This window comes from Streptomyces sp. MAR4 CNX-425 (assembly GCF_048656465.1).
Classification (GTDB): domain Bacteria; phylum Actinomycetota; class Actinomycetes; order Streptomycetales; family Streptomycetaceae; genus Streptomyces.
On record NZ_JBMDLF010000007.1, the window covers coordinates 399,730 to 425,354 of the forward strand.

The following is a 25,625-nucleotide window of genomic DNA, read 5'->3' on the forward strand; positions in this document are numbered from 1 at the left end:
GAACGCGATGATCTCGTCGCAAGGCCCTCGCGACCGCACCGCCGGCCAGAGGGCGTGGCCAACGCCTCCTGGAGCGTCCGCATGCCCGAGCCGAGTACCTCCGTGTCGACGCCGGCGACCGAGCGGCCGCTGATAACCCTGCGCGTATCCCGCGACGGCGGACGCACCTGGGGGCGTCAGAAGCGCTTCTACGCCCGCGACTGCGAACCGCTCGACACCCTCGGCATGCCGCCGTGCCGGTGCCGCCGCTGCCGCGGGCGGTGACCGTGAGCGCCGACGAGAAACCCCGGATCCGCCGGTTGCCCCCGGTGGACCGGCGACGGCGCCGGCCCGCGCCGTTCAACCAGCGGCCGGCGCTGGCGGGACTGGGCGAGGCGCCGGAATGGCGGGGCTATCCGCCCGGCCCTGTGCACCCGCCCGGCTTGTTTCCCGACCCCGACCCCGCTCCGGTCCCCGGCTGCGGCCGGTGCGCCCAGTTGGCCGACGACCGGACCGCGGCCCGCGCGGCAGGCGACTACTCGGCCGTCAGCGACGCCAACGTCCTCATCCGCCGACACCCCGGTCACTGACGCCCGTGCGGGACCGGCTGACGGGGTGGCGGTGTCGGGGTGGGTGGCCGTGCGTACGGTGGCGCGGCGTCGGGGGTGTGGAGCATTTGTCCCCCCGGGCCCCACTGCCCGGCGTGTCAGGAGTGCGGGTGCCGGGCCTGGTCGGCGATGGGCACGGAGCTGGCGGCGATGCGCCCTCGTATCGCGTCCGCGCCGCTGCCCGGGGCCGCTTCCTGCCTCGCGGCGCCCGCCCGCACCGCCCTCCGGGGTCCGCACGGGGCCCGGCGCGGCCAGTGCCCGCCGGGGTGCACGTCGGCGGGCGAAACTTAGCCCCCGTGGGTGATTTGGCCAGGTTTAGACGGTGGGTTACCGCGGGTTCGTCACCGCCGCGTGCGCCCGAGCGCCCGCACGCACGTGAGTGGTCAAAACTCAGCCTCGGTGGGCGATTCGGGCCGGTTTGACGGGTAGGTTACCGCGGGTTCGTCACCGCCACGTGCGTGCCTGGCGCACGCGCGCGCGTGAGCGGTCAAAACCCGGCCTGGGTGGGTAATTTGCCCTGGTTTGGGTCTGGAGTTATCGCGGGTTGTGACTCACGGCGCGTTCCCTCCGGGGGCGGCGAGCCGTAGAAGACGCAGCGCCGCCGGGCGGCGGCGCCAGTGGGGCGCCCTGCGGCGCGGACGCGATACGAGGGCCGATCGCGGCCCAGCTCCGCACAGATCGCTGGCCAAGCCCGACGCCTGGCACTCCTGACACGCCGGGCAGTGGGGCCCCGGGGGACAAATGCTCCACACCCCCGTCGCCGCGTCCGCCACGCACGCCCGTCCACCCCGGCACCGGACCCCACCCCCGACGCCCGGGCCACCCCACGCCCCCGGCACCCCCGACGCAGGCCCCCCGTCGCAGGCCCTGACGTCGCAGGCCCCGACGCCGCCCCCCGCCACCCGTCAGTCGCGTACCGCGCGGATCTCCAGCGCGTACAGCGAATACCCGAATTCCGTCGCCCGCTCCACTCCCTGCACCCGCACGTACCGCACCCCGCGCTCGTCCATCCGTACCGACTCGCGTCCGCCCCCGCCGTCGTCCACCGACGCCGCCGTTCGCCAGCGGCGGCCGTCCGCGGAGACCTGTACCCGGTAGCGCTTTGCGTACGCGCTTTCCCAGGCCAGTGTCACCTCGCCGACCCGCGCGGGCTCCGCCAGGCGGACCTGCACCCACGCGCCGTCCTCGACCGGCGACGACCACCGGGTCTCGGGGTCGCCGTCGGCCACCGCCGCCGCGGGGAAGTCCGGTGTCTCGTCCGCCGACGACGTCGCGCGGCCGGCCCGGGCCAGGTCGGGGCCGCCCACCGGGGGGTAGGCGTGCACGGTGACCGTGCGGATCTGGGTGGAGTCGCCGTCCTCCAGCCGTACTGGGACCTCGTACGTGCCGGGCTCCACGTCGTCCGTCGCGCGGATCTCGATCGGGGCCCGGGCGGTCGTCCCGCGGGGGATCCGCACCTCGCCGGGGGACTCGGCCCTCAGGCCCTCCGGGGCCTTCGCGGTCACCGTGCCGTCCGCGTCTCCCGGCTGCCGGGCCGACAGTTCGGCATCGACCACGACCGGGTCGCCGCCGATGGTCACGTCCGCCTCGTCGCGGGAGAGCGCGAGCCGTGCGCCCGGCTCGTCGGCGGACCACGGCACCACCTCGTGCACCACCGGCGCCGTGGTGTCGGCGGCCCAGACCAGGCGGACGGCGTCGGCCTCGGCGCGCTTCGCGGGCAGTTCCGTCCAGCCGCCGCCGTCGAGTTCGCCGAGGGGGCGCCACGCCGTGCGGTCCCCGTCCCGTACCCGGAGCTGCACCTCCGCGCGGGTGCCGGTGCCGGGCCGGGTCAGCACCGTGACGGCCTCCAGCGGCCGGCGGCCGTCGAACTCCACCACCAGCGCCTCGTACGCGCCGGGCGACGGCGGGCGGGCGGCCTCGTACGACGTCTCCGCGCGCCCGTCGGCCGCCGCCGCCACCGACGAACCGGGCCGCGGCTCCGCACCGCCGGAGGCGGACGCGCCGCCCGCGGAGCGGCCCGCGCCCAGCCAGGAGTCCGAGTCCGTCAGCGCCCGGCTGAGGAAGGCGTCGAGCACGCCCGCGCCCACCACTCCGCGGCCCCGGCCCGCCTCGCCGGCGAGGCGTTGCAGCTCCAGCCGGGCCTGCCACGCCTGCCCGTGGCGCCCGTCGGCCTGCGCGGTGACCATGTCCACCGCCTGCTCGCCGGCGCGGCCGTACCGCGACAACTGCGTCAGCCACGGCCGCACCTCCTCGCCGAACGTCCCGCCCGCGAGCGGCGCCAGCTCCTCCGGCGCGCGACGCATCACGGTGAACGCCTCCCGCAGCCGCTCCGCGGCCCGCTCCGCACCCCCGGACCGGCCACCCGACGCGCGCTCCCGCTCCCGCCAGAAGTCCGCGATCAGCGGCCGCAGATACGCCGACTCCGGCGCGCCCAGCTCCGACGACGCGGAGTTCCCGGCCAGCGCGGCGAGCGCGGCGCCCGCGGCCGCGGGGTCGGGGGCGTCCGCGGCGAGGTCCCGCACGGCGGCGCGCCAGGCGGTGTCCGGGTCGTACGCGCGCGGGTTCCAGGCGTAGTCGGCGACCGTGAAGAGCGGGATGCGGGAGGCGGCGGGCTGTTCCATCGCGCCGGCCAGCAGGCCCGCGGAGCCGGCGGCGACGGCCGGGTCGCGGCCGTCGTACGGGCCGAGGAAGACGCGGTCGCGGGCGTAGTCGTTGACGGGGTAGTTGTCCTGCGTGACCAGCGGGTGTCCGCCGAAGGCGGCCTGCGCCTCGCGCAGCTGGACGCCGCTGATCTCCGCGGGCACCGCGCCGACGCCGGACCACGCCACCTCCACCCGCTCGTCCAGCTCGCCGGCGAGCGCGGAGCGGTAGTCGGTGGCGCCGTCCTGGTAGTACTCGGTCGGCAGCAGCGACAGCGGGGCCGCGCCCGGGTGCCGGCGGGACAGGTGGGCGGCGAGCGCGTTGGCGGTCTCGGCCTGCGCGCGGGCGGCGGCCTCCGGGCCGGTGCCGTACTCGTCGGCGTCCTCGTCGCAGGCCCACTCGCGGTAGCTGACGTCCTGGAACTGCAGCTGGAACGCCCGTACGCCCAGCGCCCACATCGCGTCCGCCTTGGCCAGCAGGTCCTTGCGGTCGCGGCCGGAGGAGAAGCAGAAGTTCTGGCCGGGCGCGACCGCCCAGGCGAGCGTGACGTGGTTCGCGCGGGCCCGCTCGGCCAGCTCGCGGAAGCGGGCGCGCTGCTCGGCCGGGTACGCCTCGCGCCAGCCGGTCTGGCGGTACGGGTCGTCGCCGGGGGAGTAGAGGTAGCGGTTGAGCTTCGTCCGGCCCATGAAGTCGAGCTGCGCGAGGCGCTGTTCGTGGGTCCAGGGGCGGCCGTAGTGGTTCTCGGCGATGCCGCGGACGGCGGTGCCGGGCCAGTCGCGTACGGACACGGCGGGCAGCGTGCCCTCGGTACGGGCCGCGCGGGCCACCTCGCGGAGTGTCTGCACGCCGTGGAAGAGGCCGTCGGCGTCGGTGCCGGACAGGGCGACGACGTCGCGGCCGGCGTGCTGCCCGGCGGCCAGCCGGTAGCCGCCGGCCGGCAGGTCGGCCTGCTCGCCGGCGCCCAGGGCGCGCAGCGCGGTGTCGGCGGCGGAGCGGCGGGGCGGCGGGCCGGTGACGCCGGCGGGGCCGGACGGCGACTCCTCGGCGTAGACGACCAGGCCGGTGGCGGGGAGCGCGGCGTCGGGGCGTATCTGCGTGAACTCCCGTACGCCGACGGCCCGCAGCACCTCGCGCAGCTCCGCGAGCGCCCGCGGGTCGGCGCCCTCGGGGGTGACGAGCACGGCCTGTTCGCCCGCGTGCACCTCGCCGTCGCGGGCCTGCAACTGCTGCGGGCGCGGCCACACCGCGTCGCGCAGCGCCGCCTCGGCGGCCGGTGCCTCGGCGGAACCAGCCGATCCGGCGGCGCCGCCGTCGGGCTGCCGCGGCTCGGCGGCGGCGTCCGGTGCCCGGCCGCCGAGCAGCCCGCCGATCACGGCGGCGGACAGCGCCGTCGCCGTGGCCACCCGCCGCCTGGCAGCTCCGCCCAACTCCGCCGCCCTCCGCCCCTCGTCCGCCTGCCGTCCGTCCGTCGCCCGCGTCCGGTGCCCGTCTCCGTCGCCCGGCCCCGGTGCCGTGCGCCGGTGTCCCGGCCGGCTCTCCGACCGTAACGCCAACGGCTCCGGCAGCCCACCGCCCCGGTTCCGCACCGCCGTTGCGCATTCCGTCGCGTACGCGGCTGCCGCGCCGGGGCACGCGCGCCGCCCGCCCGCGCGCGGGGCGCAGCGGAGAGCCCACCACCGCGGCACCGCCGCTGTCAACGCGCCTGCCGTCCCCGGTCCGGCGGGCGGCGCGGGCGCGCGGGGTCCCCCGAGTCCGCCCGGGCGCCTCCTCCCTTCCGGTCCGCGCCGGAAAAAATCAGGTGCCAAGGGCCCGCGCGCCCCAGCTCTTGCGTTCCACAGGCCCCGTTGCAGCGAATTCGCCCGTTGCGGGTACTGTGACGTATGGCACGAACGCGTGCCGCCACGACTGCCGGGCCCTTGATCGGGTAGCGGCGGACGTGACCAGCCGTCGAACGAGGAGGACCCGCGGTGGCCGCTCCCGCTCCGTATCAAGTCAGCCACGACCACCACCACAAACCCGTCGAGGGCGCCGACCCCGACTACGGCCTGGCGGGCTCCTGTTCCTGCGCCGAGCTGCCGCTGACCAGCGAACCCCCGCTCGCCGCGGGCTCCCCGCTGACCAGCGAGCCGCCGCTCGCCGCCGACGACAACCTCATCAGCGAGCCGCTGCCGCCCGTTCACTTCACGTGACGGCCTGCTGACGCCGCGCGTCTGCCGCAGTACGATCAGCCTGCCGGCTCACCCCGGCGGGGACCTTCCGGGCCCGCGACCGGGGACGTGGGTGACGCCGGAGCCGATGACGTCACATACCACCTGGGGGTGGCATGTCTCTGGCGCGGTTAGCTGCGCTGCACGGAGTCGCGACCTCGTACGAACGCTCTTCCGGCCGCTCCGTCCCGGTCCCCGAGGACACCGTCACCGCCGTCCTCGCCGCCCTCGGCGTGGACGCCTCCGGGCCCGCCGCCGTCGCCGCGGCCCTCGCGGCGTGCGAGACGGCCCGGCGGGACCGGCTCCTGCCCGCGACCCTGGTGCCGACCGCCGGCACCCTCCTCGACCCCGGCCCGCTGCCGGCCGGCACCGAGACCGTCCTCGCCGGCGAGGACGGTGAGCGGCTCGACCCCCGCGACCCGCTGCCCCTCGGCCACCACACCCTCAGCGCCGCCGCGCCCGACGGGCGCACCGGCACCGCCGCGGTCGTCGTCGCCCCCGCGCGGGTGCCGCGGCCGCGCCGGCGCGGCGCCGGGCTGGCCCTGCAACTGCCGACGCTGCTGTCCGGCCGCTCCTGGGGCATGGGCGACCTGGGCGACCTCGCCGAGCTGGCCGCCTGGTCCGCGCGCACGCACGGCATGGACTTCGTCCAGCTCGGCCCGCTGCACGCCGCCGTCCCCGGCGGCGACCCGTCCGCCGACGCGCCGGCCGGTCCGTCCGCCGACCACCCGTCCCCGTACCGCCCCTCCTCCCGGCGCTTCACCGACCCCGTGCACCTGCGGATCGAGGACGTGCCGGAGTACCGCTACCTCGACCCCGCCGACCGCGCCGCCGCGGCCGAGCTGACCGGCCGCGCCGCCGCCCTGCGCGACGCGGTGCGCGCCAAGGGCGGGCTCGTCGACCGCGACGCGGTGTGGCAGCTGAAGCGGGCCGCGCTGGAACTGCTGCTCCGCGTCGAGCTGACGCCCGGCCGCCGCGTCGCCTACCACCACTTCCTCGCCGAACAGGGCCAGCCCCTCGACGACTACGCCGCCTGGTGCGCGCTGGCCGAGATCCACGGCCCCGACTGGCGCTCCTGGCCCGGCGGCCTGTCCGACCCGCGCTCCACCGCCACCGCCCGGGCCCGGCACGACCTGCTCGACCGCATCGACTTCCACTGCCGGCTGGCCTGGCTCACCGACAACCAGCTCTGGCGGGCCCAGCGCATCGCCCGGGACGCCGGCATGGCCGTCGGCGTCGTGCACGACCTGGCGCCCGGCGTCCACCCCTCGGGCGCCGACGCCTGGGCGGAGCAGGCCGTCCTCGCCGCCGGCTGCACGGTCGGCGTCCCGCCGGACGACCTCGACGCGCGCGGCGCCGACCTGGGCGTGCCGCCGTGGCGGCCGGACCGGCTGGCGGTCACCGGGTACGGGCCGTACCGCTCGGTGCTGCGGGCCGCGCTGCGGCGGGCGGGGGCGCTGCGGGTGGGCGGCGCCGGCGGGCTGTTCCGGCAGTGGTGGGTGCCGGCGGGGCGGCCGCCGGCGGAGGGCACGTACGTGTCGTACGACGCGGAGGCGATGCTCGCCGTGCTGGCGCTGGAGGCGCACCGGGCGGGCACGCCGGTGATCGGCGCGGACCCGGGCGGCGCGGGCGGCGGGGGCGTACGGGACGCGGCGGCACGGGACGCGCTGGCGGCGCGCGGCGTGCTGGACACCTCCGTGCTGTGGGCCGAGCGCGAACCCGAGCCCGAGGCCACCGCCGCCGTGCCGCGGCCGCTGCCGCCGGAGCGCTGGCGGGCCGCCGCCCTGGCCGCCGTCACCACCTACGACCTGCCGCCCACCGCCGCCCGCCTCAGCGGCACCCACCTCGCCGTACGCCACGAGCTCGGGCTGGTCGACGCCCCGCTGCCCGCGGCCCGCGCCGCGGACGCCGTCGAGGTCGGCGCGTACCTCGACCTGCTCGACCGGCTCCGGCTGCTGCCCGGCGGGCGGGCCGACGAGGCGTCCGTCATCACCGGTCTGTACCGGTTCCTGGCCCGCACCCCGGCGCTGCTCGTCGCCGTCTGGCTGCCCGACGCGGCCGGCGACCGCCGCCCGCAGCACGTGCCGGGCACGGGCGGCGACCAGTACCCGAACTGGCGGCTGCCGGTCGCCGACCCGGACGGCCGCGCGGTGCTCTTCGAGGAGCTGGCCGACTCGCCGCGCACGCACCGGCTGCTGGCGGAGGTCCTGGACGAGATCCGCGGCGGGCAGCCGGGCGGCCCGGTCGCCGCGGAGGAGGCCCCCCGTGCATAGCGCGGCCGGCACGGAAGCCGCCGCCGGCACCGCCACGACGGCGGCCCCGCCGCCGGTCGCCCCCGCGCCCGCGGCCGCCGCCGGGGGCACCCGGCCGGTCGTGCCCGCCTCCCGGATGGCCGTCGAGGACGGCGACACCCCCGAGCGCGTCGTCGCCAAGGCCGCCCACATCGTCCCCACCCCCGCCCAGCTCGCCTGGCAGCGGCGCGAGGTGACCGCCTTCACCCACTTCGGCATGAACACCCTCACCGACCGCGAGTGGGGCTCCGGCGCCGAGGACCCCGCGCTCTTCGACCCCGGCCGCGTCGACGTCGCCCAGTGGATGCGCACGTACCGGGCGATGGGCGCCGAGACGGCCATGCTCACCGTCAAGCACCACGACGGCTTCAGCCTCTACCCCACCCGCTACTCCGACCACTCCGTCGCCGCCTCCCCGCACAGCCGCGACCTCCTCGGCACGTACGTCAGGGAGGCCCGCAGGGCCGGTCTCGGCGTCGGCGTCTACCTCTCCCCGTCCGACGGCGCCGAGCTGCCGCACGCCTGGCACGCGGACTGGCTGGCCGGGCTGCGGGCGAAGCGGGAGGCGGGCGAGCCGCTGACGGACGTCGAGCGCACCGCGCTCGCCGACGGCGGCCCGCCCTCGGGCCACGGCCGCTACGGCAACGGCAGCCCCGTGCGCACGCACACCGTCCCCACCCTCGTCGAGGGCGACGACCGCGCCGACGACGTCGCCGCCGGGCGGCTGCCCGCCTTCACGGTGCGCGCCGACGACTACGACGCGTACTTCCTCAACCAGCTCTACGAGCTGTTCACCGAGTACGGGCCGATCGACGAGCTGTGGCTCGACGGCGCCAATCCGTGGCGTGACGCCGGCGTCACGCAGGAGTACGGCTTCCGGCAGTGGTACGAGCTGATCCACGCGCTCTCCCCGGACACCGTCGTCTTCCAGGGCCCGCTGGGCGTCCGCTGGGTCGGCAACGAGCGCGGCGTCGCGCGCGAGACCGAGTGGAGCGTCACCCCGCACGCCGTCGACCCCCGGTCCACCCACGGCGCGCTGCCCGACGACTCGACCGGCCCCGACATCGGCTCCCGCGCCCGGCTCCTCGCCGACGGCGTGAAGTACCTCCAGTGGTATCCGGCCGAGGCCGACGTCTCCCACCGCCCCGGCTGGTTCCACCACCCCGGCGAGCGGCCGAAGACGGCGGACGAGCTGTTCGCGCTGTACGAGCGGAGCGTCGGCCGCAACGCGCCCCTGCTGCTCAACGTGCCGCCCGCGCGCGACGGCCGGATCGCCGCCGAGGACGTGCGCGAGCTGCACGCCTTCGGGGACCGGGTGCGGGCTGTGTACGGCACGAACGTGCTGGAGCGGGGCGGGCCGCAGCCGTTCGACCGGGTCCGGCTGGCGGAGGACATCCGGCACGGACAGCGCGTCGAGCGCTTCGCGGTGGAGGCGGCGGACCCCGCGACGGGGGAGTGGCGGGAGATCGCGGCGGGCACCACCATCGGCGCGTACCGGATCCTGCCGCTGCCCGAACCGGTGACGGCGGAGCGGCTGCGGGTGCGGGTGGACGAGGCGCGGGCGGAGCCGCGGCTGCTGCCGGTGACGGCGCATCTGAGCACGGCGCCCGCGGCACGTTAGGCGACCCCGGACGCGCGGGCGGCGGCGGTGTTCGCTACGGTTTGCACGTGGACAGGAAGAAGACCCTGCGCGCCGGTGCACTCGCCGCCGGGACGGCGCTGATCATGCTGATGTCGTCCCCCGCCGCCTCCGCGCTCAACCCCGACGACGGCGACGACCCGGGCCCCGGGCTGAGCGTCGCGGAGACCCTCGGTCTCTTCGTGCTCACGCCGCTCGTGGCCTTCGCGGTGATCGCCGGTCTGGTGGTCGCCGCCGAGAAGAAGAAGGGCTGACGCCCCCGGGCCGTACGCTCACGAAAGGCGCCTGCTCCGCACGCCGGGGCGGCGCCTTTCGCGCGCGTACGCCCTCGCCCCCCGGGCCTGCCGCCGCTCAGCTGAACTGCGGCATCTCCCCGACCGTGCGGTCGACGTCGATCACGGTGAACGTCGCGCCCTGCGGGTCCCGCAGCGTCGCCATCCGCCCGAACGGCGAGTCCTGCGGCCCGAACGACACGTCGCCGCCGCGCCGCCGCGTGGTCTCCACCGCCCGGTCGCAGTCGTCCACCGCGAAGCAGATGCCGACGTGCGGCGGCGTCCCGGCGGGGAAGACGTCCCCGCTCAGCTCCGCCCGGCCGAGCAGCGGGTCGCCGTCGCCGACGCTCCACACGGCGTAGTCCATCGTGTTGTCCCGCATCTTGTGCACGCGGTAGCCGAACACCCCGGGGAAGAAGGCGTCGGCGCGCTCGGGGTGGCGGGTGTCGACCTCGGCCCAGCAGTAGGTGCCGTGCTCGTCGTTGATCGCGGCGAAGCCCTCGTGGCTGCCCGGCTGCCACAGGCCGAACCGGATGCCGTCGGGGTCCTCGGCGATGGCCATCGTGCCGTACGGGCCGACCTCCATCGGGCCGGTGACGACCCGGCCGCCGTGCTCGCCGATGTGGCCGGCGGTGGCGGCGGCGTCGGGGGTGGCGAAGTAGAGCGTCCAGCCCGTCGGGGAGTCGTCCGCCGCACCCGGCATGGGCGGGGCCAGCCCGGCGGCGACGCCGCTCTCCGACGACGCCTGCGTGTAGTGGCCGGCGGCCTCGCCGCCGTCCTCGAAGGTCCAGCCGAAGACGTCGGCGTAGAAGCTCTTCGCGGACTCCAGGTCGGGGAAGGTGGCGTCCGCCCAGCAGGGTGCGCCTTCGGGGCGTGCGGTCATGATGGGTCGCCTCCTCTGAGGCTGGTGTCATGCGTGGATTTGTCCACCTCTCACGCTAGCCCCGTGATCCGCGGCTCGCGCGCGGACGCGGGTGTCGGTGGCCGCTGGCAGAATTGCGTCACGCGGGGAGGCCGTGACGCTGAGCAGGGGGGTTCCGTGGCCGAGCAGGAGGAGAAGTGCGCCATCTGCGGCCGGACGCTGCCGCCGCGCGCCGGCCGGCGGGGGCGTACGTCGGTCTACTGCTCCGCCGCCTGCCGCCAGCGCGCCTACCGCGAGCGCCGGGCCCCCGGGGCCGGTGCCGTGCGGGAGCTGATCTCCGACGTCGCCGAGCGCGCCGGGCGGCTCACGCCGCAGCCGCCGGGGGTGTTCTACGCGGACGTGACCGAGCTGGCGTCGTCGGTGGGGCGGCTGCGGCGGATCGCCCGGACGGCGCGGGACGCGGCGGAAGGCGTCACGCCCGCGCCCGGAAACGGCCCGGCCGGAGACGGCACGGCCGAAAACGTCACGCCGCGGCCCGTGACGAAAGAACGGCCGGACGCCACCGCGGACGCCACAGCGCCGGACGCCGCCGCGGACCCCGCCGCCCCGGACGGCGCGGACTTCGCCGTCGTGATGGAGACGTACCGCCGCGAGCTGCACGTCCACTGCTACCGGATGACCGGCTCGTACGACGAGGCGGAGGACCTCGTCCAGGAGACGTTCCTCAAGGCGTGGCGCCGCCGCGAGACGTACGAGGGCCGCGCCCCCGTCCGCGCCTGGCTCTACCGCATCGCCACCCACACCTGCCTCGACCACCTGCGCCGCCACTCCCGCGCCCCCGCGCGCTACGAGCGCCTGCCCGGCACCGCCCACGGCGACGCCGAGCCGCCCACCCGCCTCACCTGGCTCCAGCCCTACCCCGACGAGCTGCTGGCCGACGTCCCCGCCGCCGACGCCGGCCCGGAGGCCCAGGCCGTCGCCCGCGAAACCGTCGACCTGGTCTTCCTCACCGCCCTGCAACACCTCCCGCCGCGCCAGCGGGCGGTGCTCGTCCTCCGCGACGTCGCCGGCCTCCCCGCCGCCGAGACCGCCGGCCTGCTGGACCTGACCCCGGCCGCCGTCAACAGCGCCCTGCAACGCGCCCGCCCCGCCCTCCGCGCCCACCTCCCCGCCGGCAAGCGCGCCGAGTGGGCCCCGCTCACGCCGCCGACGCCGGCGGAGCTGGCGGCCGTCGAGCGCTACCGGGCGGCGGCGGAGCGGCTCGACATGGCGGCGATGGCGGCGGCGCTGACGGAGGACGCGAAGCTGACGATGCCGCCGAACCCGTTCTGGTTCGTCGGCCGCGGCGCCGTCGTCGACTTCGTCTCCCAGTCCCTCGACCCGTCCCTGCCCGCCTTCTTCGGCGACTGGCACCACGTCCCGACCCGCGCCAACGGCCGCCCGGCCCTCGCCGGCTACGTACGCCGCCCGGGCACCACGGTGTACCGCGCGCAGACCCTGGAGGTGCTGCGGGTGGAGGACTCGCGCATCGCCGAGATCACGACGTTCGAGCCCCACCTGCTGCCGGCCTTCGGGCTGCCGATGACGCTCTGACACGACGGCGCGGGCGCCCGGCGGAGAGCCGGGGCGCCCGCGCCCGTACGCGCGACTACGCGCAGTGCTTGCCCTTGCAGGGGTCGCCGCGCGGGTTCCCGATCCGCTCCGTCAGGTGCTCGTCGCCCTCGATCGTGAGGGGGCCGGTGACAGGGGGCCGCGGCAGCCGGAACCCGTCCGGGACCTCGGTCTCCAGCAGGTAGTACGTGCCGCTCTCCAAGTCGGCGAAGGTGCAGACGCCCGCCGCGTCGGTGGCGCACCCGGCGCCCGTCCTGGTGTCGGGGCCGGCGCCCCGGGTCTGCAACCCCGGCACGCCGTTGGTCTCGCGCCACAGCTCGAAGACCGCGCCGGCCAGCGGCTCTCCGCTGTGGGCGTCCACCTTGTGCACGGTGATGCTGCCGCGCTCACCCGGATCCGGCGTGCGTACCGGCAGGGTGAGGCTGTCCTCCTCGGGGCCGACCCGCTCGCCGTCGTGGGTGGCGGTGGCGGTGGCGGTGTTGGGCAGTTCGCCGCGTGCGGCGTCCTCGGCGGTGACGGTGCCGGTTCCCGTGCAGGCGACGCTCTCGCCGGGGGAGAGCGTGGTCCGCGGGCAGGAGACGGGACCGAGGCGGTCGTCGGTGACGGCGACGTCGTCCAGCTCGGTGTTGCCGGTGTTGGTCACGGTGAAGGTGTACGGAACGGTGTCGCCCTCCTCCAGCGGCAGCGGCAGGTCGTCCGGCACCGACTTGACGAGGCCGAGCGCCGGCGCCGGCCTGCCGACGACGACGTTCCGGATGAGGTGGACGTTGGACCAGACGCCGGTGGAGCCGGCGAAGCCGAACTTGTACGTGCCCGGCACCGGCGCGGGCGCCGGCCTGCTCAGCACCTGCCGGGGGCCCTGACCGTCCCGGAAGTCGATCCAGACGGTCAGCACCGGGTCCGGCGCCGGGGTGATCTCCACGGTCACCGTCCGCCGGGACGGCTCCAGGTCCGCCTCCGCCTGCACCGGGTCGTCGGAGACCGCCGTGGTCGGCCCGTGCAGGGTGCCCGGCAGGCTGGACTCCCACCCCGTCGCGTCGGAGTGCGCCCCGGTGTACGTGGCGTCGAGGAAGCAGTAGCCCTCCAGGCCGTCGCCGGGCCCGCGCACGGTGACCATGTTCGGGCCCGTGCTGGAGATGGTGGGGAACGCGGTCCCGGCCGGGGACCGCTGGTCGGCGGGGCAGCCGCTGCCGCGGCCCTCACCGTCGTTGAAGAAGTTGCCGAGCACGTCGAGGCCGATGCCGACGTACCCCTGGTCGACCCCCGGGACGACGGCCTCGGCGGGGTCGTTCTTCTGCGCGTACCCCAGGCTGCCGCCGAACGCGCCCGGCGCGTCCAGCGCGGCGTCGCCGTCGACGAGGAAGAACGAGATCCCGTCGGCGGGCCGCCGCTCCCCGTTGAACTCGGCGGTGGGGCCGTACTGCCACTGCTCGAAGGTGACGACCAGCCCGTCCTCGGCCGGGATCGCCCGGTCGTACAGGGCCGCGCCGCTCTGGTCCGTCTTCGCGTCGGTGAGCTGGAGGTAGCCGTTCCCGTCCGCCCCCGGCGGCGGTACGGGCCCGCCCGCCGCCGACGGCGTGGGGCAGCCGCCGAGCGGGTGGACGCCGGTCGTCGGCCCGTCGTCGTCGGCGGGGGCGCCGGTCAGGCAGGCGGAGCCGTAGCCGGTGAAGTCCGGCGCGGTGGCGCCGGTGAAGTCCTCGTCGACGTAGATCGAGGGCGGGGGCTGGGCGGCGGCGGACTCCGCCGCGGACACGGCGGCGGGGAGCGCGGACAGCAGCGCGAGCCCGCCCAGCAGCCCGAGCCCGGCCCTGGCCAGACGGCCGCGGCGGATCGGTCTCGCGGGCGGGGGCGGCGCGGGTGCGGCGGTCGCTCGGGCGTGCATGGCGGGTGTTCCCTCCGTGAGCGGGGACGTGGCGGCGGCCGGTGCCCGTCCCGGTGCGCTCGCGCCGTGCGGGGCGGCCGGCGGCCGGTGGTGCGTGGCGACGTGGGGATGCGGGCACGGGTGCCCTGGCATCGTGCCCCGCGGCCCACCGGCCTCTGCTCCCGCCACACAGCTTGATCACCCCGATGGCGCCGGGACCGCGCACCGCGGCAGGCAACCGGGCGAACGCCGCCCCCTCCCGCGGCCGGCGTCCGGCGGGGAGCGATGACTCCCGCGCCCCGCGTGCGTCTCAATGGCCGACATCACCTGATGACGACGGCCGAGGAGCGACCATGCTGCTGCAGAACAAGAACGCGATCATCTACGGCGCCGGCGGAGGCATCGGCGGCGCGGTGGCCCGCACCTTCGCCCGCGAGGGCGCCCGGGTCCACCTCGCCGGCCGGAACGCGGCGAACGTCGAGGCGGTGGCGGCCGACATCACCGCGGCCGGCGGCACGGCGGAGGCGGCCGTCGTCGACGCGCTGGACGAGCACGCGGTGGAGGAGCACGCGGCCCGGGTGGCGGCGGAGGCGGGCTCCATCGACGTGAGCCTCAACCTGATCACCCGCAACGACGTCCAGGGCACCCCGCTGGTCGACCTGTCCGTCGCGGACTACGTCTCCTGCGTCACCGGCGGCCTGACCACCAACTTCATCACCGCCCGCGCCGCGGGCAGGCGCATGGCCGAGCAGGGCTCCGGCGTCATCCTGGCGCTGAACAGCGGCTCGTCCCACACCAGCCCGATGATGGGCGGCACCTGCCCCGCGGACTCGGCGATCGACGCCCTCATCCGCACCCTCGCCCAGGAACTCGGCCCCCGCGGCGTCCGCGCCGTGGGCCTGTGGGCGGCCGGCGTCCCGGAGACCCTCACCCCGGAGAAGCTGGGCGCCGTCAACCCCTCGATGGGCACCCCGGAGGCCCTCCAGAACGTCCTGGACATGCTGGACAACCTCCGCATGCTCCCGGCCTCCCCGCGCCTGGCGGAGATCGCGGAACTGGCGGCCTTTCTCGCCTCGGACCGCGCGGCCGCGGTCACCGGCGGCTGGGTCAACGCCACGGCGATGTTCCCGAGCTGAGCCCCGCCCCCGGGGCCCGGCGGCCACGCCGCCGGGCCCGGCCCGGGGGATCCCGATACCCGGCCCGGCGTGCGCGCGGAGGTGCGGGACCCGGCCTCGGCGGGGGATCCCGGTGCTCCGGCCGCGGGCGGGCGGCCGGAGCGGGGGCGGGGACGGCGCCGGGGTCAGGAGGCCGCGGCCGCGGCGTCGGCCGCCTGGGCGCGGAGGGCGCGTTCCACGCCGGCGCGGGACTCCGTGACCATGCGGCGCAGCGCCGGGGCCGGCCGGGCCTCGGCGAGCCAGGCGTCCGTCGCGTCCAGGGTGGCCCGGGAGACCTGCAAGGCAGGGTAGAGACCGACCACGATCTGCTGGGCGATCTCGTGGCTGCGGGTCTCGAAGACGTCCTTGATCGCGTCGAAGTACTTCGTGGTGAAGGGCGCCAGCAGGTCGCGCTGGTCGGTCTGGACGAAGCCGCCGATCACCGCCTCCTGCACCGCGTTGGCGAGGTTGCCCTCCTCGACCACGTCCGTCCACGCCCGGGACTTCGCCGCCGCCGTCGGCTGCGCCGCCCGGGCCGCGGCGGCGTGGCGTTCGCCGGCGGCGGTCTTGTCCCGCTCCAGCTCCGCCGCGATCGCGGCGTCGTCGGCGCGGCCGGTGGCGGCCAGGCGGTGCAGCAGGGCCCAGCGGAGCTCGGTGTCGACGTCGAGGCCGTCGAGGGTGCGGGAGCCGTCGAGGAGGCCGTCGAGGAGGTCCAGCTGGCCGTCCGTACGGGCGGTGGCCGCGAAGGCGCGGGCCCAGGCGAGCTGGTGGTCGCTGCCGGGCCCGGCGGCGTGCAGCTGGGCCTCCGCCGCCTCCGACCAGCGGGCCAGCCCCGTCTCGCGCCAGTCGGGCGCGGCGTAGAGGTCGAGGGCCAGCTTCACCTGGCGGTGCAGGGACTGCACCACGCCGATGTCGCTCTCCTTCTCGATGCCGGAGAGGACGAGGTCCAGGTAGTCCCGGGTGGCCAGCTCGCCGTCGCGGGTCATGTCCCACGCCGACGCCCAGCACAGCGCCCGCGGCAGCGTGGTCTCGAAGTCGCCGAGGTGCCGGGTCACGACGTCCAGCGAGGCCGGGTCCAGGCGGACCTTGGCGTAGGTGAGGTCGTCGTCGTTGAGCAGGATGACCGCCGGGCGCGGGCGGCCCGCCAGCTGCGGCACGTCCGTCAGCTCGCCGTCGACGTCGAGCTCCAGCCGGTCGGTCCGGACGAGCCGGCCGTCCTTCAGCTCGTACAGCCCGACGGCGATGCGGTGCGGGCGGAGCACCGGCTCGCCCGTCGCGCCGGCGGGCAGCGCGGGGGCCTCCTGGCGGATGGCGAACGACGTGACCACGCCGTCGTCGCCGGTCTCCAGCTCGGGGCGCAGCACGTTGATCCCGGCGGTCTCCAGCCACGCCTTCGACCAGGCGGCCAGGTCGCGGCCGCTGGTCTCCTCCAGCGCGCCGAGGAGGTCGGTCAGCCGGGTGTTGCCGAAGGCGTGCCGCTTGAAGTACGCCTGCACGCCGCGGAAGAACTCGTCCTCGCCGACGTACGCCACGAGCTGCTTGAGCACCGAGGCGCCCTTGGCGTACGTGATGCCGTCGAAGTTGACCAGGACGTCGTCGAGGTCGGTGATCTCGGCCATGATCGGGTGGGTGGACGGCAGCTGGTCCTGCCGGTACGCCCAGGTCTTCATCTGGTTCGCGAACGACGTCCAGGCGTGCGGCCAGCGCGAGCCGGGGGCCTGGGCGAGGCAGGCGGTGGAGGAGTACGTGGCGAACGACTCGTTCAGCCAGAGGTCGTTCCACCACTCCATCGTCACCAGGTCGCCGAACCACATGTGGGCCAGCTCGTGCAGGATCGTGTCGGCCCGCATCTCGTACGCCGCGTCCGTCACCTTGGAGCGGAACACGTACTGGTCGCGGAAGGTGACCGCGCCCGCGTTCTCCATCGCGCCGGCGTTGAACTCCGGGACGAACAGCTGGTCGTACTTCTCGAAGGGGTACGGGTAGTCGAAGCGCTGCTGGAACCAGTCGAAGCCCTGCCGCGTGACCTCGAAGATCGCCTCCGCGTCCAGGAACTCGGCGAGCGACGGGCGGCAGTACACGCCGAGCGGCACCGTCCGCCCGTCGCCCTCCCAGGTGCCGTGCACCGACGCGTACGGCCCGGCGATCAGGGCGGTGATGTACGTCGAGATCCGGGGGGTGGGCGCGAAGCGCCACACGCCGCCAGCCGGCTCCGGCGCCGGGGAGTTGGAGACGACCTGCCAGCCCTCCGGCGCGGTCACCGTGAAGGCGAACGTCGCCTTGAGGTCCGGCTGCTCGAAGCTCGCGAACACCCGGCGCGCGTCGGGCACCTCGAACTGCGTGTACAGATACGTCTCGCCGTCGACCGGGTCGACGAAGCGGTGCAGCCCCTCACCCGTATTGGTGTAGGCGCAGTCGGCGACGACCCGCAGCTCGTTCTCCCCGGCGCGCAGTCCCGCCAGGGCGATCCGGGAGTCGGCGAAGACCTCGGCGGGGTCGAGCGCGGTGCCGTTGAGCACCACCTCGCGCACCTCGGGGGCGACGAGGTCGATGAAGGTCTCCGCGCCGTCCTCGGCGGCCGAGAACCGCACCGTCGTCGCCGACCGGAAGGTGCCCCCCTCCCCGGCCTCCTTGGCGCCGGAGATGTCGAGGTCGATCTCGTACGCGTCCACCTGTAGCAGGCGCGCGCGATCCCGCGCCTCTTCCCGGGTCAGATTCGTGCCAGGCACCTGCGCTCTCCTTACCCCTACGACTGACCGCAATCCTCGCACGCCGGACGCCTGCGCGGAGCGGTCTGTGGATGACGGCGGCACCCTCCGGTCCCGCCGCCCGTACCGCCTGTGGACAACCCGGCCGGACGGCCGGGCCGCCCACGCCCCGGCCGGTCCCGGCCCTGCCTCAGCCCTGCCTCAACCCTGTTTCAGCCCCGGCGCTCCGCCGCCACCAGCTCGGCGATCTGCACCGCGTTCAGCGCCGCGCCCTTGCGCAGGTTGTCGCCGGACAGGAACAGCGCCAGCCCGTTCTCCGCGGTCTCGTCGCGCCGGATCCGCCCCACGTACGACACGTCCCGCCCCGCCGCGCCCAGCGGCGTCGGCACGTCCGCGAGCGCCACGCCCTCCGCCCCCGCCAGCAGCTCCGCCGCCCGCGCCGGGCTCAGCGGCTCGGCGAAGCGCGCGTTGACCTGCAACGAGTGCCCGGTGAAGACCGGGACGCGGACGCAGGTGCCGGAGACCTTCAGCTCCGGGATCTCCAGGATCTTGCGCGACTCGTGGCGCAGCTTCTGCTCCTCGTCGGTCTCGTCGAGCCCGTCGTCGACGAGGGAGCCGGCCAGCGGCAGCACGTTGTACGCGATCGGGGCCGTGTACTTCGCCGGCTCGGGGAAGTCCACCGCCGCCCCGTCCCGGGTCAGCTTCGGCGCGTCCTCGCCGGCCGCGCGGACCTGCTGGAACAGCTCCTCCACGCCCGCCAGGCCGGAGCCGGAGACCGCCTGGTAGGTGGCGACGACCATGGAGACCAGCCCGGCCTCGCGGTGCAGCGGCTTGAGCACGGGCATGGCGGCCATCGTCGTGCAGTTCGGGTTGGCGATGATGCCCTTGGGGCGGTCGGCCACGGCGTGCGGGTTGACCTCGGAGACCACCAGCGGCACGTCGGGGTCGCGGCGCCACGCGGAGGAGTTGTCGATCACGACCGGGCCCTGCGCCGCGACCTTCTCGGCGATCGCCTTGGAGGTGGCCCCGCCGGCGGAGAACAGCACGATGTCGAGCCCGGAGTAGTCGGCGGTGCCGGCGTCCTCGACCGTGACCGTACCGCCGGGGGCGTCCGGCCACGGCAGCGTGCGCCCCGCGGACCTGGCCGACGCGAACAGGCGCAGCTGCGCCACCGGGAAGGCCCGCTCGGCGAGGATGTCGCGCATCACTCCGCCGACCTGGCCGGTGGCTCCGACGATTCCGATCTTCATGTCTCTCCGTTCACGGCTGCGGGTGCGCCCTCCATCATGCCGGGCGCGGTTCGGCTCGCTCCAATCGTTTCCCCTGCCCAGCCGCCCGCCCCAGGCGCACGCCCGGGGCGAACTGAGACACACGCCACAGCGCCCCCCGCGGCACACGCCGCGGGGGCGGGACACCGGCAGCCCGGCGCCCCGCCCCCGCGGGTCCGTTCATGGTCGGGACGTACGCACCGGACGCGCCGGCGCTACGGCACCACCTTCCCCACGCGCACGCTGCCCGCGCCCGCCGTCGTGCCGCGGGCGTTCTGCACCTGCACCTCGCCGAAGAACTCGCGGCCCTCCGGCCCGGGCGCCGCCACCGTGACCTCGGCCGCGACCTCGGCGCTCTCGCCGTTGTCCAGCCGCACCGGCTCGTCCCCGACGCTCACCTCGCCCAGGTCCGGGGAGAAGTACACGTCGCGGTAGTCGTACTCCGTCGTGCCCGCCGGCACGTCGTAGCCGTAGACCTCCACCGTGTACGTCCCGGGCTCCGGGTCGGCGATCGAGACCGACTCCTCCGAGTCGGCGTCGGCGTCCTGGGCCACCTGCTCGCCGTCGCGGAAGACCGTCAGGTCCAGGTCCGCGCCGGTGTCGGAGGTCGCGCCGATCGACGCGTCCAGCCGGGTGACGCCCTCGCCGATCTCGATCGTCGCGGTCTTCGTCTCACCCGGGGCGATGCTCGGGCGCTCCGACACCTCGGAGCCGAGGGTCCCGCCGGCGAGCTTGCCGTCCACCGGGGCGAACCCGTTGGTGACGGTCCACTCCACCGGGGTGGGCGTGCCGACCTTCGCCTCGTCGATCGTCCGGGTCCCGGGTTCGAAGTCCGCGCCGAACGCGGTCGCCTCGACCGTGAACGGGTTGTTCAGCAGCGGCGAGGTGCGCCGCGACTCGACCTCGATCTCCCACACGCCCGGCGTCGGGTTCTCGTACGAGCGCAGGTCGGGACGGCAGGTGTTGTCCGGGTTGTCGTAGTGGGGGTAGCAGTACGGCGTCGACGTCGGGTCGGCCGGAATGCCCAGCGGGTCGATCGCGATCCAGCGGGTCTGGCTCTCGCCCCGCAGCCCGCTCATCGCCACCTCCAGGGTCTTCGCCCCCTCGGGGACCCGCACGAAGTACGAGCGCGAGGCGTTGCGCTGGACCTTGTTGGACACCTGGTACGCGTACGACGGCGCCGCCTGCTCCCGCGCGGAGACCACGGTCGTCAGCACCCGGTGGTCGATGCCCTCGGTGCGCTTGGCGTCGACCAGCAGCGCCGCGCTGTGCAGCCCCGCCGAGCGCGGCTTCGCCTTCACCTCGACGGTCACCGGCTTGCCGCGGCGCAGCCTGACGTCGTCGTCGCCGAGCAGCCGGAACGTGCCGTCGTTGCCGCGCCACTCCAGCTCGTGCCGCGTGGCGCGGACCGGGCCGGAGGTGCGGGTGAGGGTGATCTCGTACGTCTCGGACTCGCCGCGCGCCGGGCCGCTCTCGCGGTCGTAGACGCCGGTGCCCGTGCCGGGCGTTTCGAGGAGGCCGTCGAGCACGGTGTCGACGGGCGCCTCGACCTTGTACTCGTACGCCGAGGCGCCGTCCTCCAGGGAGTCCCAGGCGTCGACGACGTCGACCAGGCCGGCGCCCTCCGCGTACGTCTGCACGCCGCGGATGTGGTCGGCGGTGGAGGTCAGCGCGGTGCGCAGGGCGTTCGGGGTGACGTCGATGCCCTCCCGCTCGGCGGCGGACAGCAGCAGCGCCGCGGCGCCCGCGGTCTGCGGCGAGGCCATCGAGGTGCCCTGGAGCATGCCGTAGCCGGGCGGCAGGTCGTAGCCGGCCTCGGGGACGGGCGCGCCGGCCTGCCAGGTGGGGATGGTGTTGATCGACGCGCCGGGGGCGGTGATCGTCGGGGTGGCGCCGCCGTCCTCGCGCGGGCCGCGCGAGGAGAAGGGCATCATCTGGTACTTCTTCGTCACGCGGCTGCCGTAGTTCGCCGCCCAGGTGCCCCGGGAGACGCCCGCGCCGACGCTGATGACCTTGTCGGCCAGCCCGGGGTCGCCGATGGTGTTGGCGCCGGGGCCGCTGTTGCCCGCGGAGATGACGAGCTGCACGCCGTAGGTGTCGATGAGCCGGTTGTACAGCTCGGTGCGGGCGTTGTTGCCGTCGTTGAGCGGCGGCAGGCCGCCGATCGACATGTTGACGATGTCGACGTCGCGGTTGGCGACCAGGTCGATCATGCCCTCGGTGAGCGCGACCGCGGTGCAGCCGCCGCTCCAGGTGCAGGCCCGGGAGGAGACGATCTTGGCGCCGGGCGCGGCGCCGTCCATCCGGCCGCCGAAGAGCCCGTTGGCGGCGGTGATGCCGGCGACGTGGGTGCCGTGCGCGCCCTCGACGACGCCGATGTTGACGAAGTCCTCCTTCTTGCCGATCCAGTCCCCGCCGTACGGGTCCATCGGCACGTCCCGGCGGATCTCCACGACGAACGGGATCGCCTCGGCGATCGCCGTGGCCGGGTCGTCGGCGCCGAAGTAGGAGAACTTGTGGTCCTCGCCGTACGGGGCCATCGGCCGGTCGTTACGGAAGTTGCCGTCGTCGCCGAGGTCGACGCGGACGGTGCCGGCCTGCGCGTCGTACAGCAGCGCCCAGGAGTCGGTGGTGTCGCCGTCGCGGTTCAGGTCGCCCTGCATCTCGCCGCCGAGGGTGGCGTTCTCGCTGAAGATGCTGACGGAGTAGTCGCCGCGCGGGGCGGTGTACTCGCGGTCCCGGTAGACGAACGACGGGCCGGAGACGTCGGTGACCATCGGCCGCCAGGTGGCGTCGCGGTCCACGATCGGGTCGGTCGCCGTCACCCAGTCGGTGATCTTGCGCTTGCCGGTGGTGGTCCGGCGCAGCGCGGGGTGGTCGAGGTCGACGCCGGAGTCGAGGATGCCGATGGTGATGCCGCGGCCGTCGGCCTTCGGGTGCTGCCGCACGAAGTCGACGGCGCCGGTCTCGTGGGCCGGCTGGTACGGGTTCTTGCGGGGCGTCGAGCGGTCGGGCCCGGGGTACGCGCCCTGCGCGCCGCTGCCCGTGCTGCCCTTGTCGCCCTTGGCGCGGTCGGCGACCGGCCGCGGATCGGGCAGTTCGATCTCCTCGTTCAGATCGATGCCGTGCACCGAGGACAGCTTCGCGGCCTTGTCGATCGCGGCGTCGGCGCGGCCCGTGGGCACGGTGGCGCGGACGTAGCCGAGTTTGTCGTGCGTCCGGCCGACGGAGGCGCCGCGTACGCCGCGGAAGGTGTCGGCGACCTCGGTCGTCTCACCCGGCTCGACGGCGACCAGCAGCGTGACGTTCTTGTCGCCCGCGGCCTGCGCCTCGGCGAGCAGTTCGGCATCGTTCGCGCCCAGTTTGTCCGCCCCGGCCTTCGGCCGGTGCGGTTCCGGGTCGCCCTCCGCGGCCTGGGTGGCCGCTGCCATCGACTGGCCCGTCGCCGTGAGCGCGACGGCCAGCCCGGCAGCGAGGGCTATTCGGGCGGCGGCCCGTGGCCGTCCGCCCCCCGGTATGGGACCGGGTGTACGTCTGGGAGAGATCGTCATCTCTGGTGAACCCCCACCTGTGTGGATACCGGCATCCGGTGCCGGCTGTCCGCATATCTATCAGCAAGTCACGCGCGCGCGGGGTGACTTGCGGGTGGCGGATTGCGGCGTTGGCGGAAAGCCGCCAGGAGGGGGTGCGCGGCACGTTTCCGCCGCGATGAACCCACGGTGACCGTGGCCACTCGAACGGGCGAGGATCGCGTGTCCATTGCGCGGTGCTTTCGGCCGGTGGGGGTATTTGTGGGCTTCCCGGCCGCCGCCGTTCCGGTTGCGTTAAGTAGCAGGTCACCCGGCGTGCCAAGGCTCCGAGTGTACGGGTGCCCCGCTGCTCTGCACCCGCGTCGAAGCCTCCCGCTCGTCCCCCTCAGGAGCGCCGATGCACCGCGAAAGCACGTCCCCCAGGCCCCCGGGCCCCCGCCGGCGCGCCGTCCTCCTGGGCGCCGCGGGTGCCACGGGCATGGCCGCCGGGCTCGGCCTGGCCCTCGGCCCGGGCCAGCCGCGGGCGACCGCGAGTTCGGCTGGGCCGCCGGCGCTCGCCGCGCGCGCCGGCGCCCGCGGGCTGGTGCCCGGCCGCCCGCCGGCGCCGTCGTCGGCGGGCACCACGGTCCGTACGACGGCGGCGGCCGTGGGCAGCGGGAGCTACCGGCGGCTGGCCGAGGGCGCGGGCTGGCCGCGGGTCGTCCGCACCGAACTGGGCCCCGCCGCCCCCCGCCGCGCGGACCGCCGCACCCCGCTCGCCGCCTTCGTGCAGCTCACCGACCTGCACATCGTGGACGTGCAGACGCCGCTGCGCTCCGAGTACTTCCGCGAGCGCGTGGGCGACGGCTGGCGCCCGCAGGAGGCGCTGAGCGTGCCGGGCGCGGTCGCGCTCATCGAGCGGGTCAACTCGCTGACCGTCGGGCCCGCCACCGGGATCGCCCTCGGCTGCGCCGTGACCACCGGCGACAACACCGACAACAACAGCTCGCTGGAGCTGGAGTGGTTCCTCACCGCGATGAGCGGCGGGCGGATCGTCCCCAACAGCGGCGACCCGACCGCGTACGAGGGCGTGCAGGACAGCGGCGTCGACCGCTACTGGCACCCGGAGAGCCGGCTGCGCGACGCCGACAAGGCGCTGGGGTTCCCCCGCGTGGACGGTTACCTCCGGGCGGCGATCCGGGAGGTCACCAGCCCGGGGCTGCACCTGCCGTGGTACTCCACGGTCGGCAACCACGACCTGCTGCCCGGTGGTTGCTACGCGGCGCGGCAGCCGTTCTTCGCGGAGTACGCGGTCGGCGACCGGAAGCTGATGACGCTGCCGGAGTCGGTCGCCGCGCCGCTGTTCGACGCCCTGCGGTCGCACACCGACCCGCGCGGCGAGGCGTTCGCCGGGATGCTGCGGGCGAAGCGGCACCTGATGCGCAAGGTCACGCCGGACGAGCGGCGGGTGCCGTTCACGTCGCACGAGTACGTGGCCGCGCACTTGCAGGACCGTTTCACCGGGGCGGGGCCGGTGGGCCACGGCTACACGGACGACAACCGCGTGTCCGGCGAGCTGTACTACGACTTCGCGCTGAGCGGGGCCGGCCCGGGCGTCGTCGGCATCAGCCTGGACACCACCGACCAGGGCGGCGACTACCGCGGCTCGGTGGGCACGGCGCAGCTGCGCTGGCTGGCGCGGAAGCTGACGGAGCACCGGGACGCGTACGTCATCGTCTTCAGCCACCACACCAGCAAGTCGATGGACAACACGACGCCCGACCCCTTCCGGCCGGACGACGAGCGGCACACCGGGCCGGAGCTGCTGGACGTGCTGCTGGCCCACCGCAACGTGGTCGCGTGGGTGAACGGGCACAGCCACCGCAACCAGATCACCGCCCACGGCGGCGAGGGCGGCGGCCTCTGGGAGATCACCACGGCCTCGCACGTGGACTTCCCGCAGCTGGCCCGGGTGGTGGAGCTGGCGGACAACGGCGACGGCACGCTGTCGCTGTTCACGACGCTGATCGAGTCGGCGGCCCCGTACCGCGCCGACGCCGGCGAACTGGACCAGACCGGCCTGGCGTCCCTCTACCGCGAACTCGCGCTCAACGCCCCCCACTCCCCGCGCCGCCGCGCCCTGGCGGGCACGGAGACCGACCGCAACACGGAGCTGCTACGGGCCCGTTGACCCCGCGGGGGGCCCGCGGGGTCACGCTCCCGGCAGGCCGCCTTGCCGTCCAGGTGCAGGGTGTCAGACTCGTCGCGGTACAAGCCGGTGGACCCAACGGCGGGGGCACTCACATGAATCCGACAGTGCCACCCGAGGACGAGCGCCTCACAGATAGCCCACGACCCTGACCGCCGAGTAGTATTTCTGGGCGGTCTTCCGGCAGCCGTCCCGCTGCCAACTGTAGAAGCCCGGCTGTACGCTGCATATACGACGCATGTCGTGGAGGAACATCGTGTCGACACGCGCCTTGTTCTTCTCCGAGAACGCCCTGAGCTTCTTGTAGTTCCGGTACCCGAAGTCGTGACGCCGACACGGGTCCTTGAAATTGAAGCCGCCTGGCTTGTCGGGAGAGCCTGAGCAGTAGTCGGTCGACCAGTCGAACTTGAACGGGTTCTTGCCTAGCCGCGTGAAGCGGTCCAGAGCAGTCCAGTACATTTGCCGGCTCTCGTCGTTGTCGGCGAGCGTGTACACGCCTAGATACTTCAGCTTCTCCTTCTTGGATGCGCTTACCGCGACGGAGGAATCCGCCGCAGCCGGAGAAATCACCGAGAGGGTGACCGCTCCGGCTATTGCGGCCCCCGCCAATTTGCGAACTTTACTCACAGACTTCCCTTCCGTAGCCACATCTCTCTGTTGGCGGCTGAACGACCCTCCGCTCTTGCGGCCGCACGCATCAGACGCCGCTCACTGATGCGCCGGGAATCGCGGGAGTACGACTCTTCACCCCCATGAGCCGTGCGCCCCGGACAGCACGCCAGGGACGTTAGCGGCGCCGTCTTGAGC

16 protein-coding genes are annotated in these 25,625 nt (G+C 75.2%); 9 read left to right on the forward strand and 7 right to left on the reverse strand.

The genetic code is table 11. The features are described 5' to 3' along the window. The first annotated feature begins 81 nt into the window (after window positions 1–81). Window positions 82–264: a hypothetical protein gene (locus ACHZ99_RS21860; protein ID WP_420306365.1), complete on the forward strand. Its 183-nt coding sequence runs from the start codon at window positions 82–84 to the stop codon at window positions 262–264. Between the two features lie 2 nt (window positions 265–266). Beyond that, a complete protein-coding gene (locus ACHZ99_RS21865; RefSeq protein ID WP_420306367.1) occupies window positions 267–569 on the forward strand; it encodes a hypothetical protein in 303 nt (100 codons plus the stop codon). 923 nt (window positions 570–1,492) lie between these two features. Here ACHZ99_RS21865 and ACHZ99_RS21870 read toward each other — a convergent pair. After that, on the reverse strand, window positions 1,493–4,630 hold the full coding sequence (locus ACHZ99_RS21870; protein WP_420306368.1) for a beta-N-acetylglucosaminidase domain-containing protein: 3,138 nt from the start codon (window positions 4,628–4,630) through the stop codon (window positions 1,493–1,495). Window positions 4,631–5,194: 564 nt separating this feature from the next. On the opposite strand from ACHZ99_RS21870, the gene ACHZ99_RS21875 reads away from it, so the two are divergent. The 4 genes from ACHZ99_RS21875 (at window position 5,195) to ACHZ99_RS21890 (ending at window position 9,618) form a co-directional block, all read left to right on the forward strand. Beyond that, on the forward strand, window positions 5,195–5,416 hold the full coding sequence (locus tag ACHZ99_RS21875; protein WP_420306369.1) for a hypothetical protein: 222 nt from the start codon (window positions 5,195–5,197) through the stop codon (window positions 5,414–5,416). A gap of 134 nt (window positions 5,417–5,550) precedes the next feature. Then, window positions 5,551–7,707, forward strand: a complete 2,157-nt coding sequence (locus ACHZ99_RS21880) for a 4-alpha-glucanotransferase (RefSeq protein WP_420306370.1) — start codon at window positions 5,551–5,553, stop codon at window positions 7,705–7,707. After that, entirely contained in the window at window positions 7,700–9,346 is a 1,647-nt protein-coding gene (locus ACHZ99_RS21885; RefSeq protein ID WP_420306371.1) for an alpha-L-fucosidase, read from the forward strand. The genes ACHZ99_RS21880 and ACHZ99_RS21885 overlap by 8 nt, the downstream gene beginning before the upstream one ends. A 47-nt stretch (window positions 9,347–9,393) precedes the next feature. Next, a complete protein-coding gene (locus ACHZ99_RS21890; RefSeq protein ID WP_420306372.1) occupies window positions 9,394–9,618 on the forward strand; it encodes a hypothetical protein in 225 nt (74 codons plus the stop codon). Window positions 9,619–9,715: 97 nt separating this feature from the next. Here the strand turns inward: ACHZ99_RS21890 and ACHZ99_RS21895 are convergent, their stop codons facing one another. Next, window positions 9,716–10,519: a VOC family protein gene (locus ACHZ99_RS21895; RefSeq protein WP_420306373.1), complete on the reverse strand. Its 804-nt coding sequence runs from the start codon at window positions 10,517–10,519 to the stop codon at window positions 9,716–9,718. A gap of 156 nt (window positions 10,520–10,675) precedes the next feature. On the opposite strand from ACHZ99_RS21895, the gene ACHZ99_RS21900 reads away from it, so the two are divergent. Then, on the forward strand, window positions 10,676–12,091 hold the full coding sequence (locus ACHZ99_RS21900; RefSeq protein WP_420306374.1) for an RNA polymerase subunit sigma-70: 1,416 nt from the start codon (window positions 10,676–10,678) through the stop codon (window positions 12,089–12,091). Window positions 12,092–12,146: 55 nt separating this feature from the next. On the opposite strand, the gene ACHZ99_RS21905 is transcribed toward ACHZ99_RS21900, so the two are convergent. Then, window positions 12,147–13,991 (reverse strand): DUF7507 domain-containing protein, encoded by a 1,845-nt coding sequence (locus ACHZ99_RS21905; RefSeq protein WP_420306375.1) that lies wholly within the window; start codon window positions 13,989–13,991, stop codon window positions 12,147–12,149. 332 nt (window positions 13,992–14,323) lie between these two features. Here ACHZ99_RS21905 and ACHZ99_RS21910 point away from each other — a divergent pair, with 332 nt between their 5' ends. Beyond that, entirely contained in the window at window positions 14,324–15,106 is a 783-nt protein-coding gene (locus ACHZ99_RS21910) for an SDR family NAD(P)-dependent oxidoreductase (protein WP_420306376.1), read from the forward strand. A gap of 164 nt (window positions 15,107–15,270) precedes the next feature. Here ACHZ99_RS21910 and pepN read toward each other — a convergent pair whose 3' ends face one another. The 3 genes from pepN to ACHZ99_RS21925 form a co-directional block, all read right to left on the reverse strand. Then, complete coding sequence (gene pepN / locus ACHZ99_RS21915; RefSeq protein WP_420306377.1) at window positions 15,271–17,853, reverse strand: aminopeptidase N; 2,583 nt, start codon at window positions 17,851–17,853, stop codon at window positions 15,271–15,273. 191 nt (window positions 17,854–18,044) lie between these two features. After that, complete coding sequence (locus tag ACHZ99_RS21920) at window positions 18,045–19,082, reverse strand: aspartate-semialdehyde dehydrogenase (protein WP_420306379.1); 1,038 nt, start codon at window positions 19,080–19,082, stop codon at window positions 18,045–18,047. Window positions 19,083–19,315: 233 nt separating this feature from the next. Continuing rightward, window positions 19,316–22,651 carry a S8 family serine peptidase gene (locus ACHZ99_RS21925; RefSeq protein WP_420306380.1) on the reverse strand — a complete coding sequence of 1,112 codons (3,336 nt, stop codon included), beginning with the start codon at window positions 22,649–22,651 and terminating at the stop codon, window positions 19,316–19,318. Between the two features lie 376 nt (window positions 22,652–23,027). Here ACHZ99_RS21925 and ACHZ99_RS21930 point away from each other — a divergent pair, with 376 nt between their 5' ends. After that, window positions 23,028–24,800, forward strand: coding sequence for a TIGR03767 family metallophosphoesterase (locus ACHZ99_RS21930; protein WP_420306381.1), 1,773 nt, complete (start codon window positions 23,028–23,030; stop codon window positions 24,798–24,800). 147 nt (window positions 24,801–24,947) lie between these two features. Here ACHZ99_RS21930 and ACHZ99_RS21935 read toward each other — a convergent pair whose 3' ends face one another. Then, window positions 24,948–25,427, reverse strand: coding sequence for a phospholipase (locus ACHZ99_RS21935; protein WP_420306382.1), 480 nt, complete (start codon window positions 25,425–25,427; stop codon window positions 24,948–24,950). Window positions 25,428–25,625 lie beyond the last annotated feature (198 nt).

Bases quoted from the DNA above. Each gene is read 5' to 3' on its own strand.
- ACHZ99_RS21860 (WP_420306365.1), top strand. From the start codon at position 82: ATGCCCGAGCCGAGTACCTCCGTGTCGACGCCGGCGACCGAGCGGCCG.
- ACHZ99_RS21910 (WP_420306376.1), top strand. From the start codon at position 14,324: ATGCTGCTGCAGAACAAGAACGCGATCATCTACGGCGCCGGCGGAGGC.
- ACHZ99_RS21920 (WP_420306379.1), bottom strand. From the start codon at position 19,082: ATGAAGATCGGAATCGTCGGAGCCACCGGCCAGGTCGGCGGAGTGATG.
- ACHZ99_RS21895 (WP_420306373.1), bottom strand. From the start codon at position 10,519: ATGACCGCACGCCCCGAAGGCGCACCCTGCTGGGCGGACGCCACCTTC.
- ACHZ99_RS21880 (WP_420306370.1), top strand. From the start codon at position 5,551: ATGTCTCTGGCGCGGTTAGCTGCGCTGCACGGAGTCGCGACCTCGTAC.
- ACHZ99_RS21905 (WP_420306375.1), bottom strand. From the start codon at position 13,991: ATGCACGCCCGAGCGACCGCCGCACCCGCGCCGCCCCCGCCCGCGAGA.
- ACHZ99_RS21930 (WP_420306381.1), top strand. From the start codon at position 23,028: ATGCACCGCGAAAGCACGTCCCCCAGGCCCCCGGGCCCCCGCCGGCGC.
- ACHZ99_RS21925 (WP_420306380.1), bottom strand. From the start codon at position 22,651: ATGACGATCTCTCCCAGACGTACACCCGGTCCCATACCGGGGGGCGGA.